This window comes from Kaistella sp., from assembly GCF_049588135.1.
In the GTDB taxonomy this organism is placed as follows: Bacteria; Bacteroidota; Bacteroidia; order Flavobacteriales; family Weeksellaceae; genus Kaistella.
Genome location: NZ_JBAVFG010000192.1, coordinates 1 through 12,918, shown reverse-complemented (window position 1 = coordinate 12,918; position 12,918 = coordinate 1). Strand labels below are relative to the sequence as shown.

Genomic DNA, 12,918 nt, shown 5'->3' with positions numbered 1-12,918 from the left:
GTTTTATATTAAAGTTAATTTCAAGTATTAAAATTCCATTTTGTTTTCTGGATGAATATGCTCGAAGTCTTCTGTCATCAAAAGATCATAATCTTCTTTTTCCTTAGTTGAAAACCGTTCTTCTAATTTTGCAACAATATAATAAACAACAAAAACGATAATTAAAGTCAGGAATAGTAAACCAATATGATTCATTGAATTATTGTTATAAAAAAAATCCCTGAAGAAAAGTAATCTTCAGGGATTTATATTTAAAGTCGGTATTTATTCTGATTTTAAATTTTGCAAATGACTGTCATCCGGATAAAGTTTTCTTAATCTTTCGATTTCTTCTGCTTCATCTTCCGCGTCGTGTGCGTGCTTTTTCAAATACTTTATTCTGTTATTGATTTTTCGTTTTGAGATAATGTAGAACATTACCGGTACGATAATCAAGGTTAGGAAGGTTGCAAATGAAAGTCCGAAAATAATCGTCCAGGCTAATGGACCCCAGAATGACACGTTGTCTCCACCTAAAGAGAAATGCGGATTCAAGGTTGTTAGGAACGAAGCAACGTCAAAGTTTAATCCGATTGCTAAGGGAATTAATCCTAAAATCGCCGTCGTCGCTGTTAATAATACTGGACGTAAACGTTCTTTCCCAGATTGTACGATGATTTCTTTTACTTCTTCTAATTCTAAATCGTCGTGAGTTTCTACTCCTTTTTCGAGCACTTTCTCATCGAGCTTGAGGACGAAGAAATCCATTAGTACAATTCCGTTTTTCACTACAACTCCGGCGAGGGAAATAATTCCCATCATCGTCATTAAGATTACGAAGTCCATTCCAAAGATTGCTAATCCTAAGAACACTCCAGAAAAACTCAACAGAATTGTCATCATAATAATCATCGTTTTCGACAGTGAATTAAACTGGAAAACAATAATTGAAGTCACTAATGACATCGCCAAGAATAGCGCAAACAATAGAAAATTCATATTCTTACCTTGCTCCTCCTGCTCACCACCAAAGGTATAAGTAATGCCGTCAGATGTTTTATAATTCTTCAATGAAGTACGAATCTTTTGCACGATTTCATTAGAGTTAGCGCCTTTCAACACTCCAGAATAAACCATGATTGTACGGCTGTTGTCTTTTCTTTTAATTTTATTAAAAGTGGTATCCTCTTTCATCGTTGCAAAAGTGGACATCGGAACTTGAATGGTTCCGTTAGGACCTTGCAGTGTAATTGGCTGATTGAATAAAATACTTGTATTTCTACGTTGATCTTGTTGTAATCTTACTGCAATGTCATAATCATCTTTTACATCTTTAAAGGTAGAAACATCTTGTCCGAACAGAGCTCTACGCAAAGTAATTCCAGTGTATGCAGTTGATACTCCTAAGTTACCTGCAGTTTCACGATTAATATCGATAATTAATTCTGGGCTGTCTTTATTAATATCTGACTGAAGTTTCTCGATTCCTGTAATGTTTTGACCATTGATAAACGTAATCATTTTATGCGCTTCATCAAGTAAGTCATCGTAATTGTCTCCTTTCAATTCAATTGAAATAGGGTAACCAACTGGTGGACCGTTTGCATCTTTTTCTACGGTATAAGTAAAGCCCGGAATATCTGGAATCGCTTTACGAATATCCTCCATAACATCGGCTGTGTTGATTCCTTTTCTTTTAGCATACTCAACATAGGTTACCGTAATTTTTGATTTAAACGGAGTATCTGCTTGTGAGCCAGCATCAACTTGTGGATTGGTTGCGCCTTTCCCCACAGAAGTTACCATGGATTCTACCATATAATTGGATCCATCTTTATTCTTATATTTATTAAGAACCTGAAGAATTTTTCCTTCAACTTGTTTGGTCGCAATATTTGTTTTGTTAATATCCGTTCCTTGCGGATATTCCATGTAAACGATGGTTTGTTTTGGAATATTTTCCGGGAAGAACAATACTTTTGAACGTCCTATTCCCATCATTGCTCCGTAAAGGATGAACGAGAAAACCAAAACTCCAATCACTCCTAAAAAGGCATTTCTAGGTTTTTTACCATTCAATAAATTGCTGATAAAATCCTGATATTTCTCTGCGAGACTTGGGAAAAATGTATGTTGAAAATGTTCAATTCTATCATGGAAAAATCCTTTGTAAAGCCAGATTGCAATAATTGCCAATGCTGAGAAAGTCACTATTCCGAAGAAATATGTAATTCCTGTCACCAATCTTAAAATTCCAAAAACAACCATCAGAATTGCAAAAATTAGGGTATATTTTTTTGCCTGGTTTTTTGAAATATTTTTATTTTCTAAAGTCATTGCACCACCCGTCATTGAAGCATTAATTATTAATGCCACAAAAAGCGAAGCCATCAAAGTAACCGAAATAGTGATCGGGAAATACTTCATAAATTCACCCATAATTCCTGGCCAAAGCAACATTGGAAGAAAGGCAAAAACGGTAGTTAAAGTTGATGTAATTACAGGGAAAGCAATTTCACCAATCCCATATTTAGAAGCCAATCTTCTGGGTAAACCTTTTTCCATATTGGCATAAACATTGTCTACAACCACGATTCCATCATCCACCAACATCCCGAGACCCATTACCATTGCAAAAAGAACCATCGTATTCAATGTGATTCCCGCCATTTGAAGAACCGCAAAAGCGATTAACATTGATAACGGAATTGCAGTTCCTACGAATAATGCGTTTTTCATTCCCATAGAGAAACTTAAAACTGCCATTACTAAAAGGATTCCTATTAAGATATGGTTTGCTAATTCATTTACCTGATGTTCTACTGCTGAAGATTGATCAGAAGTTAAAGTCACCTCCAAATCTCTTGGCAAATAGGTTTCCTGTGCAGCTTCGATTTTTTCTTTTGCTTGATCAATTGCAGTAATCATATTGGTTCCTGCTCTTTTCTTCAAGTTAATCATCACCACATCTCTCCCCGATTCTCTCGCAAAAGTGGTTTTTTCTTTTTCTTGAAAATTGACGCTACCAATATCCTGGATTCTTATTCCTGGTTTTACCATGAAGTTCTTCAAATCTGATGGCGAAGAAATCTGTCCTTTAATACGAACGTTTTCACGATTACCGTCTGTAACTAAATTACCCCCAGAAATAGTAATATTTTCATTTTTAATGGCGTTGATTACTTGGTCGAAACTTACGCCTGCAGCATTCATTTTAAATAAATCCAAAGCGACCTCAACTTCATTATCATCAACACCTAAAATTACCGCTTCTTTCACTTCCGAAATATCTTCTAAGTCATCTTTTAAATCTTCAGCATATTGTTTTAAAGTGAATTTCGGATAATTCCCTTTCAAGTTGATATTAAGAATAGGAAGTTCTTCCGAAATATTCAAATCGAAAACGCTGGGCTCTACTTTGGAACCGGAATCTAAACTTGGCCAATCCTGACCTCCTTTTGCTTCATCTACTTTATCTTTAATGCGCTGTTTCGCTTCTGCGACTTTTACTTTCGCATCAAACTCAACTACGATTAAACCGTAATCTTGAAAAGAGTTGGAAGTTACTTTGGTTACACCAGAAACATTCTTGAATTTATCTTCAAGTTCTTTTGTAATCACTTTTTCAACATCCTCGGCAGAGTTTCCGGGATAGATAGAAGAGATATAAATATTGTTTTGAACCACCTCTGGGAAACTTTCTCGCGGCATCGAAAAGAAGGAGAAAATCCCCAGAAGCACGATAATGAAAGTCAGTACATAAACCGTCGTTCGATTATCAACTGCCCAACTTGAGAAGAAAGATTCTTTTTGGTGGTGTTTATTTTCGTTCATATTTTTTAATTAAAATCTAATTAATTGAATTTTATTATTGAGCTAATTTCACTTTCTGACCGTCGCTTAGGTTTTTAGAACCATCGGTAATAATGACATCACCCGCTTTTAAGCCTGTTGTAATTTCTACTAAATTCTCAGATTTTTCACCCGGATTTACAAATACTTTTTTGGCAACCGCATCTTTTCCTTTAATATTAGATGCTACAAAAACATAAGATCTTTTTGATGCATCTTCATAAATATACTGTTGACCGACCTGGATTGCATTTGGATTTACATAGTCTTCAATTTTTACTTGAGCCAATAAATTCGGTTTAATAACGCCTCCCTTATTAGAAATCGGAATTTCAATTTTAAAGGTTCTGTTTGTTGGATTGATATAGTTTCCAACCAATCTTATATTAGAGCTAATGGTTTGATTTAAAGTCGGCAAGAATACTTTCACTGAAGTTCCCTGTCTTACTTTTGCCAAATAAGATTCTGGAACATCTGCTTGAACACGCATCATTCCTAAAGAAATTAATTTTACGATATCTGTTCCCGGTGAAACTACCTGTCCGTTTTGGGTAATCACCTCATCAACTACACCGCTGAATGGAGCAACAATTGCAGTTTTTGCTAAGTTGGCTTTTACAGCATCTGCAGCTCTTTCTAAACCAGAGACTTGGCTGCTCAATGCAGAAACTGATTTTTGAGCGGCTTCATAATTTGTTTTTGCCTGAAGGAATTGAAATTCTGATCCGATCTTTTGTTTCCAAAGTGCTTCCTGTTTTTCGTAAGCGATTTTTGCCAAATTGGTGTTGGATTGCGCAGAAGCAACTTGAGCTTTCATTGCAGCAACTCCGTTTTGTGCTTGCAGATATTGATCCCGTAAGCCACCATCAGCCACTCTACCGATGACTTGTCCGCTGGTTACATTCTGTCCTTTTTCAACAAATAAAGATAATGTTCCAGCGAATTGCGGTTGAACTTTTACATCTTGATCAGTAGTTACATTTCCTTGGATCTCTACATTATGAACGAAATTAGTGATTTCTAATTCTTTGGTAGAAACTACTCCACTCGCATCTGCAACAACTCCCATAGAAACTAAGTTCTCATCAATATTGAGCACTACATTATTAAGACTATCTATTTTGAATTTCTGACGCGCCTTATAAGCTTCGATTCCTTTAATATCTTTATTCTTGATTAGAATTTCAAGTTTTTCGTCTTTTACGTTATTATCTTTCTTGCAAGAAGAAAGTCCGGTTAAAATAACAATTGGTATTAATATCTTTTTCATTGAATGATTTTATAGTATTAGTTTTAATTAAAGAGTTCCTAAAGCTTCGTCAAGTTTTGTTTTTGCTTGAATCAACTCGATAGCTGCCTGGTAGTATTTAGCTTGTGAATCGTATAACTGAGTTTCACTTTGTTGAAGATCGAAACTTGTTCCCATACCTTCATTAAATTTAATTCTCTGCTTATTATAAATGCTGGATGAAAGTGCAATTAATTCTTCAGCGTTTTTATAAGAATTATAAGCGTTATCATAATCGATCGTGGCAGCGTAGACTTTGTTGCTCAAACTTCGTTTGGTGTCTTCTACATCGAGTTTCGCTTTTTCTAAATCTAGCTTTGCTTGCTCGGTTCGCCAGTGTTTTTGTAAACCACTGAAAATTGGAATATCTAACTGAACGGCAACAACCGAGGTATTAAACCATTGCTGGGAAGATTTCAAAAAATTAAAATCATCACTAAAAGCATTGTAATTAGAGGCGAGTGCCGCAGAAAGAGTTGGCAATGCTTTCGATTTTTCTAATTTTAATTTGAGTTGAGAAATGGTAAGCGCATTTTCTGCTAATCGGGAATCGATATGTTTGTCGGTATTTAAAGATCCGTTTAGATCAATTAAAGTTTCATTCTTAGTAATTAACTCATCTAAAGTTGAAGTCAATGCCATTTTATTATCTAAAGGATATCCCATTAAATATTTTAGTGCCATCAAAGCTTTTTCTCTGCTTCTGTTCAGATTTTGCTGACTGGCTAATAGACTTTTATAACTGTATTCCAGCTGCTCTACATTTTGATATTCAATCAACCCAATTTTAAAAGTTTCTTTGGTATCATAAAGTGATTTTTCAATAACTTTTCTGTTTTCCTCAAGGGTTTTAATGTTTTCATCAGTTACTAAAACAGCGGCATAAGCCATCATAATTCCTTCTTTTACAGAAATTCCTATTTTCTCTTCCACTAAAGCGGCAGTCTCTTTGTAGGTTTTAGAAGATTGCAATCCTACGATATAAGAACCATTAAATAAAAGTTGGCTTAATGTTAATCCGTTTGTTATACTTTGTTTTTGGCCAAACTTAATTGGAATATACAATCCGGGATCGCCGCCCGCTAATTCAGCAGGAAGTAATTGCACAGGAATATTAAGAAAATAATTGTATTTTGCTTGACCATCTATTTGTGGTAAACCAATTCCGATGGTTTCTTTTACTTTTTGATTAGCAATGGTTCGGTCGATTTTTGCTTTCCGTACATTCACATTATGATCGATTGCATATTGCAAAGACTCGTCTAGCGAGAAACTTTGCTGTGCAAAAGTCATTGATGAAAATGTTGTGATAGCGAAGAATTGAAGTACTTTCTTCATATTAATAGTTTAATTTTTTTAAAATTTGTTTTCCTTTTTCGTTGGTAATGGCGTTCATATACATACTCATAATTTGATGTTTATAATGAACTTTATTAATCGTATTGGTATCCACATAAAGAGGATTTTCCATGGACATGATCAATTGAAAGAATAGTTTTGAATATACTTCTGCATCGAAATTAGTTCTGTAATATCCCTGTTCTCTCCCTTTTTCGATGTTGTGAACCAAAACTTCTGAGAACTTATCTGAAAATTCAATCATGTGTTTATTGAATATTGCTGGGTAATACTTTACCAATTGCTTAATGAGAATGGTATTATTTGAATCGGCAACTTGATCCATTTCTTCATCTCTGCAAAGCATTCTTTCAATCGCATTTTCAATGGTTTGATCTAGGTGCTTTAACCTGGTAATAATTTCTTCTAGTTTAAAATGAAGCACTTCTTCAATAAGCTCTTCCTTATTTTTATATCTAAAATATAAAGTCTTTTTGGAGACCCCAAAAGCTTTCGCAATATCATCCATTGTCAAAGTTTTTGCGCCGTTTTCTATGAACAGCTGCGAAACTTTTGTCAAAAAAAATGTATTTTCTTCCATAATAAGTTTGCAAATATAAGAAAGAAACTTAAAAACAAAAATAGTTTCCTAGTTTTTTATTATTTATGACAATCAATTATATTAATTAAAATGTGAGAAAAGGAAGTCATTTGCACTCTTTTAACTTTTAGTTTTTTAAGTGTCAGGAAAAGCTTGTTGCGTAAATACCACATATTTTAAAAGGTGTTTTAACCAGACTTCTTATTCTTTTTATGGATTTTGGTAATCTCATAACCATCGATGATTCATGACCTATAGAATCATTATACATTTGTACAACAAAATAACCAATTAAAATTTTTTAACCATGAAAAAATTATTAGCAAGTGCAATCGCACTTATGACAGTAGGTTTTACCTACGCACAAGGGAATGTTGATTATACCACTCAAACTGGAGTTTTGAATGATGTAAGTACCCACCAAACAGGTGAATTAAACTGGAATAAACTTACTCAATCTGGAGATTCCAATGCAGCAACCATTACTCAAACCGGAAAACGGAACCGAGATGAGGCATTAAGCGATGGTAAACATAATGTTATCGACATATTACAAGTGGGCAAGGATAACAACAGCTGGACTGCGCAATATGGAGATCGTAATAAGGTTTCTTTGGATCAAGATGGAGATTTTAACTCAGCTGTTGCGTATCAACAAGGTAATGATAACAAAATAGCAAATGCTACTATGCCGTTATTGCAACGTGGTGACCATAACACTGCAGACCATAGACAATATGGAGACAATAATGAGGTTCAAAATTCGCAACGAGGTAATTGGAATACTGCTATTGGTCTCCAATTCAACGATAGCCAAACGATAGGACAATATCAAGTAGGTAATGGCAACTATTCAAATGATACCCAAAGTGGATACCATAATACCGCTTATAATGTTCAAAATGGTGATGGTAATTATCATCTAGGAGTGCAAGCTGGTATAAATAATGTTGCTTCTGTTACTCAAAATAACTAATTACATTTAAAAGTCTTTAGATATCAGGGGGAATTCATCATTTCCCCTGTTTTTTACCTGAAATCATGAAAAAATTAATAAGCATAATATTTTGTATTGTTTGTATTCATTTCGGAATTGCTCAGGAAATCTCTTTAAACAATATAAACAGTTCTAATGTTCTTGATTATTATAAGCAAACTGAAAATCTGCAACAACAAGGTCAAGCCGGAAGCGTAAATATTACAACCCAAATTGGGAATGATAATAATATTGAAGTGATCGACAGAAAACTGAAATACCTCGAAATTATACAAAGAGGAGATTACAATACGACCTATTTTACAAATCCAAATAATTACCCTACTAATGCCGAAATAAAAATCAACGGATCTAGGAATTATATTGATATTACAGGAAGTAACAGTATATCAAATGGAATGAAAATGAATATTAATGCCAATGATATGACAATGTTTATGAGAAACTACTAAAAAACCCCTTGAAAATGAAAACTCTCATCGCAATTCTAGTCATGTTCTCCTTGGTTAGCAAAATCTCTGCACAAAAAAATAGCGGAGTAGCCGGGAAAATAATAACTAATAATAATGACGGCCTATTGAAAATAAATGCAGTTGTAATAAACAATTCAAATATTTTTCATGACCTTAATTACATTCTTGTATCTGTTAAAAAAGGAAAATCCGGAAACTCATCAAATAAACAAAGTGGAAAATTTTCTATTCAACCCAACGAAACGAAAACACTTTCAGAAGTCAATATTAATTTGGCGGGAAATGATGCCTTAAAGATTTATCTATTTTTAAAAGATGAAGAAACCGATAGACTAGTCTCTAAAGACAGCCTTGAAATAAATCCTAAAAATTTTAACACCGATGTTACTTATATACCAGATGGCAATATAGAGCTAACTGGTCTTACTATTGATGATACCAAAACAAGAATAGGACAATTGTTCTATGATTCTTTTTTTAAAAAATACAACCAGATTCCTAAAAAAAATGACGGAACGGTTATCATTTCAGAACTTCCAACCTTTGGTAGAAGCAGTCGGATTTTTGTAAGCATCGATGATCAAATAATTTATAGTTTTATTTCAAAACCTGATGAAGAATCACTAGAAGCCGAAGCCAATATCGCTTTGGATAACCTTGCTGATTACATTTCCCAAAACAGCCTTAGGAATAAAGAATTCAAATACTGAAAACATCATGAAAAAAATACTTTTTTTAATAATACTTTTGGGTTTTTCTTACCTAAAAGCACAGCAATTCGTTTATAAACCCATCAATCCTGCTTTTGGAGGCGACACTTTTAATTACCAATGGCTATTGAGTTCTGCAACTGCACAAAACCAGTTCAGTGCTAAAAGTAACAGTAGTTTCAACTTTCCAAATTCTAATTCTTTAAGCAGTTTTACCGACAGCATGAACAGGCAAATATTAAGCCAGCTCTCTCAAAAACTATTTGGAGATCAATTTGGGAGTGGAGACCTAAAAGCCGGAACCTATGTTTTTGGTTCTATGTATCTAGAAGTAACGCAAACCGGTCAAGGATTACTTATTTCTATACTTAATACTGATACTGGGGAACAATCACAAATTGTAATCCCAGGAGGAAGCTAATAAAATAAAAACATGAAAACACACTCTCTTATAAAACTAGCATTTTTGACTGTAACTATATTCTCTCTTCATAATTGTACTTTATTTAATCTACCCAATGGTAGCGAAAAATCAACATTGGGAGAAAATACCTATTACAGTCCAAAAATAAGAAACTTACCCCCACCTAAAGATAAAATCATAGTAGGTGTTTATAAATTCCGTGATCAAACAGGGCAATACAAGGCAGCTGAAAATGGTGCAAGTTGGAGTACTGCAATTCCACAAGGAACAACAACTATTCTTTTAAAAGCATTAGAAGATAGTCATTGGTTTACCCCAATTGAAAGAGAAAACATTGGTAATCTTATGAATGAAAGACAAATCATTCGCAGTACAAGAAAAGAATACGCTGGAAATGATGCAAATGAAAGCTCATCTCTTCCCCCTTTACTTTTTGCCGGTTTACTGTTGGAAGGAGGCGTAATATCTTATGACACCAATGTGATGACTGGAGGTATTGGCGCTAGATATTTCGGACTTGGAGCAGGGGCACAGTATAGACAAGATAGAATAACTGTTTATTTAAGAGCGGTCTCCACTTCTACAGGAGAAATTCTTAAGACTGTTTACACCTCAAAAACAATTTTATCTACTAGCGTAAACGGAAATTTCTTCCGATTTATCGATACCGAAAGACTCTTAGAATCTGATATTGGCGTTACTCAAAACGAGCCAGTTCAACTTGCGGTTACAGAAGCGATTGAAAAAGCAGTTCTTTCCTTAATTATTGAAGGTGTTAAAGATAACATATGGGCCAATAAACAAAAAAACCCATTTGATTTTAACAAAATTATTGATGATTATTCATCTGAAGAAAAAATCAATGATTCTAGAATTATAGGAAATAAATTCCCAGACCAAGATCGAGGTAAAATGTCTGTATTTGCATACGCAGAAGGATTTAAAATCAAAGATGACTATGTTAATGCAAAGATGAATATAGGTGGAAAACTAGGATTTAAATATTTTTTTAACGATTATCTTAATGCAGAGGTCAACGTAAATGCGGTTACTTTTGAAAACGAAGGTATTTTCAAAAAAAACGTATTAATGTCTGAGCTCAATCTAGAATGTTTGCTACTCCCTAAATATAAACTATCTCCTTTTATTTATGCCGGGGCAGGAATGTTTCCATTATCCAATAAAACACTTTACAAAGCCCAGATAGGAGGTGGCTTAGAGTATTTAGTAAGTCAAAACTTAGGCCTGCGCGCAGTAAGTCAGTATGATTTGGGATTCACTGATGATTGGGACAACCTTATCAATGGGAAAAGAAAAGATATGGGGGTCAGGATTGGTTTAGGGATCAATTATTATTTCGGTTCAAAAAAAACTAAAAACTAAAATCATGAAAAAATCTATAAATATATTAGCGCTTTTTCTTTTTTTCTTTTCGATGGTTTCTTGTAATGAAGATTTGGTAAACAAGGTACAAACAGGAACACTGAAAGGAGTAGTTATTAAAAAAGGAACGAATCAGCCCATTAAAAATGTGAAAATATATACTACTCCGTCTACGGAAACTATTTTCACAAAGGAAGACGGCAGTTTTATTATCGAAAACGTTCCACTTGGGGACTATTCGATTCGTGCCGAACTTTCTGGATATGTAACTTCTTTTCAAGGAGTCAATTTTAAAAATGAAGGTCAAGTCGTAAGTGTCGTTTTCGAAATGAGCGACGATGATTCATTAAATAGTCCACCATCAGCTCCTGTGCTTTTAAGCCCTGTAGATAACGCAGTAGATCAACCGCTTTCGGTCGATTTATCTTGGAGTTGTACTGATCCGGACACATTAGATATTTTGAAATATAAGGTAATCATTAAAAATGATTTTGACTCCAACATTATTGAGGTAAAAGATCTAACCGATACGCATTATTTTTTAGAAAATCTGAAATTTGGAGTGACATATTACTGGCAAGTTATCGTTTCAGATGGAATTAATCCTGAAGTAAATAGTCCTGTATCTCGATTTAGAACGAGTACCATCCCAAACAACCGTTTTCATTATGTAAAAAAAGCAAACGGTAATTATTATATCGTCTCTAGTGATGAGTCGAACAAGAATTTTCAATTTACCCCTTCTAACACAAATAGTTGGAGACCTAGGCTTAATCAAAATACTGGATTAATTGCATTTTTAAGAACGGTTGGTGGTAATGCGCAAATTTTTACAGCGAAGCCTGATGGCTCAAATCCATTTCAGGTAACATCGGTTCCTGTTGCAGGTTTTGATAATGCATGGATTGATTTCTCCTGGAGTAAAAACGGAAAAGAACTTCTCTATGCGAATTTCACTAAACTCTATAGAATTAATAAAGATGGAAGTGGACTTCAACTCGTTTATACCACTCCAGATGGAAGTTTCATTTCGGAGTGTGAATGGAGTTATGACGGAAGTAAAGTTGCTCTAAAAACAAATGATGCCAATGGATATAATGTGAAAATTTATATTATTGACTTGTTAGGAAATACCATAAAAACAATTTTAGAAAATGTTCAAGGTGCAGCTGGCGGACTAAGCCTCTCTATTGATGGTACTCAGCTCCTCTATTGTTATGATATTTCTGGTCATCAAGAAGGGAATTACCGACAACTTAACACCCATCTGTTTATCTATAATTTACAAACAAATGAAAATATTGACCTTTCTGTACTTAGTAAAAAACCAGACGGAAGTAATGATTTAGACCCTAGGTTTTCCCCTAATAATGCTGAAGTTATTTTCATGAATACCTCTAATGATGGAATTTCTGCTAAGAAAATTATAAAATTAACATTGCAAAACAATGAAAGGACAGACTTATTCCCTGACGCAGAAATGCCGGATTGGGAGTGATGTTTTCAAGGGGGTTGAGGAGTAAATTCCTCAACTTTCTTCTTTATCAAAAAAGCAGATTGTTACAATCTGCTTTTTTTTTGATAATGTAAAGAATTTTTTCAACATCAATATTCAATTAATCGGTTTTCCATTGCAAACTTTACCAATTTAGAGGAATTATTAATATTAAGTTTTAGCATCATATTTCTCCGATGCGATTCTACGGTATGTGTACTTATAAAAAGTTTTCCTGCAATCTCTTTAGAGCGCAGTCCATCACAAATGAGCAGAAGTACATCTTTTTCTCTAGCAGTGAGCTCTTCCGATGAATTGTATTTTTTTTCGCCTTCTTCCTCAATGTTACAAATGAAATTTAACAATGCACATTTTGCA

At 34.1% G+C, this 12,918-nt stretch carries 12 protein-coding genes; 6 read left to right on the top strand and 6 right to left on the bottom strand.

Features of this window, described 5'->3' with window-relative positions; genetic code table 11:
* Positions 1 to 27: 27 nt before the first annotated feature.
* From WBY99_RS10645 to WBY99_RS10625, 5 genes are all read right to left on the bottom strand, one after another.
* A complete protein-coding gene (locus tag WBY99_RS10645) occupies positions 28 to 195 on the bottom strand; it encodes a hypothetical protein (RefSeq protein ID WP_423976311.1) in 168 nt (55 codons plus the stop codon).
* 69 nt (positions 196 to 264) lie between these two features.
* The gene (locus WBY99_RS10640) at positions 265 to 3,813 is read right to left on the bottom strand and encodes an efflux RND transporter permease subunit (RefSeq protein WP_423976310.1); all 3,549 of its coding nucleotides are present in this window, start codon (positions 3,811 to 3,813) and stop codon (positions 265 to 267) included.
* 34 nt (positions 3,814 to 3,847) lie between these two features.
* Entirely contained in the window at positions 3,848 to 5,101 is a 1,254-nt protein-coding gene (locus WBY99_RS10635; protein WP_423976309.1) for an efflux RND transporter periplasmic adaptor subunit, read from the bottom strand.
* Between the two features lie 27 nt (positions 5,102 to 5,128).
* Positions 5,129 to 6,457 (bottom strand): TolC family protein, encoded by a 1,329-nt coding sequence (locus tag WBY99_RS10630; protein ID WP_423976308.1) that lies wholly within the window; start codon positions 6,455 to 6,457, stop codon positions 5,129 to 5,131.
* Position 6,458: 1 nt separating this feature from the next.
* Positions 6,459 to 7,058 (bottom strand): TetR/AcrR family transcriptional regulator, encoded by a 600-nt coding sequence (locus WBY99_RS10625; protein ID WP_423976307.1) that lies wholly within the window; start codon positions 7,056 to 7,058, stop codon positions 6,459 to 6,461.
* Between the two features lie 307 nt (positions 7,059 to 7,365).
* Between WBY99_RS10625 and WBY99_RS10620 the strand changes: the two genes are divergently transcribed.
* The 6 genes from WBY99_RS10620 (at position 7,366) to WBY99_RS10595 (ending at position 12,543) form a co-directional block, all read left to right on the top strand.
* Positions 7,366 to 8,034: a hypothetical protein gene (locus tag WBY99_RS10620; RefSeq protein ID WP_423976306.1), complete on the top strand. Its 669-nt coding sequence runs from the start codon at positions 7,366 to 7,368 to the stop codon at positions 8,032 to 8,034.
* 65 nt (positions 8,035 to 8,099) lie between these two features.
* The gene (locus tag WBY99_RS10615; RefSeq protein ID WP_423976305.1) at positions 8,100 to 8,507 is read left to right on the top strand and encodes a hypothetical protein; all 408 of its coding nucleotides are present in this window, start codon (positions 8,100 to 8,102) and stop codon (positions 8,505 to 8,507) included.
* A gap of 14 nt (positions 8,508 to 8,521) precedes the next feature.
* A complete protein-coding gene (gene csgH / locus WBY99_RS10610; protein ID WP_423976304.1) occupies positions 8,522 to 9,238 on the top strand; it encodes a curli-like amyloid fiber formation chaperone CsgH in 717 nt (238 codons plus the stop codon).
* Between the two features lie 7 nt (positions 9,239 to 9,245).
* A complete protein-coding gene (locus tag WBY99_RS10605) occupies positions 9,246 to 9,659 on the top strand; it encodes a curli production assembly/transport component CsgF (protein ID WP_423976303.1) in 414 nt (137 codons plus the stop codon).
* Positions 9,660 to 9,671: 12 nt separating this feature from the next.
* Entirely contained in the window at positions 9,672 to 11,045 is a 1,374-nt protein-coding gene (locus WBY99_RS10600) for a CsgG/HfaB family protein (RefSeq protein ID WP_423976302.1), read from the top strand.
* 4 nt (positions 11,046 to 11,049) lie between these two features.
* Positions 11,050 to 12,543 (top strand): carboxypeptidase-like regulatory domain-containing protein, encoded by a 1,494-nt coding sequence (locus tag WBY99_RS10595; RefSeq protein ID WP_423976301.1) that lies wholly within the window; start codon positions 11,050 to 11,052, stop codon positions 12,541 to 12,543.
* Between the two features lie 107 nt (positions 12,544 to 12,650).
* On the opposite strand, the gene WBY99_RS10590 is transcribed toward WBY99_RS10595, so the two are convergent.
* Positions 12,651 to 12,918: response regulator transcription factor (locus WBY99_RS10590; RefSeq protein WP_423976300.1), on the bottom strand; the 268-nt coding region annotated here is incomplete at its 5' end.

What these genes read in the sequence shown, in the direction of transcription:
- WBY99_RS10630 (WP_423976308.1), bottom strand. Translation starts at nt 6,457, where the DNA reads ATGAAGAAAGTACTTCAATTCTTCGCTATCACAACATTTTCATCAATG.
- WBY99_RS10595 (WP_423976301.1), top strand. Translation starts at nt 11,050, where the DNA reads ATGAAAAAATCTATAAATATATTAGCGCTTTTTCTTTTTTTCTTTTCG.
- WBY99_RS10600 (WP_423976302.1), top strand. Translation starts at nt 9,672, where the DNA reads ATGAAAACACACTCTCTTATAAAACTAGCATTTTTGACTGTAACTATA.
- csgH (WP_423976304.1), top strand. Translation starts at nt 8,522, where the DNA reads ATGAAAACTCTCATCGCAATTCTAGTCATGTTCTCCTTGGTTAGCAAA.
- WBY99_RS10605 (WP_423976303.1), top strand. Translation starts at nt 9,246, where the DNA reads ATGAAAAAAATACTTTTTTTAATAATACTTTTGGGTTTTTCTTACCTA.
- WBY99_RS10640 (WP_423976310.1), bottom strand. Translation starts at nt 3,813, where the DNA reads ATGAACGAAAATAAACACCACCAAAAAGAATCTTTCTTCTCAAGTTGG.
- WBY99_RS10620 (WP_423976306.1), top strand. Translation starts at nt 7,366, where the DNA reads ATGAAAAAATTATTAGCAAGTGCAATCGCACTTATGACAGTAGGTTTT.
- WBY99_RS10625 (WP_423976307.1), bottom strand. Translation starts at nt 7,058, where the DNA reads ATGGAAGAAAATACATTTTTTTTGACAAAAGTTTCGCAGCTGTTCATA.
- WBY99_RS10615 (WP_423976305.1), top strand. Translation starts at nt 8,100, where the DNA reads ATGAAAAAATTAATAAGCATAATATTTTGTATTGTTTGTATTCATTTC.
- WBY99_RS10635 (WP_423976309.1), bottom strand. Translation starts at nt 5,101, where the DNA reads ATGAAAAAGATATTAATACCAATTGTTATTTTAACCGGACTTTCTTCT.
- WBY99_RS10645 (WP_423976311.1), bottom strand. Translation starts at nt 195, where the DNA reads ATGAATCATATTGGTTTACTATTCCTGACTTTAATTATCGTTTTTGTT.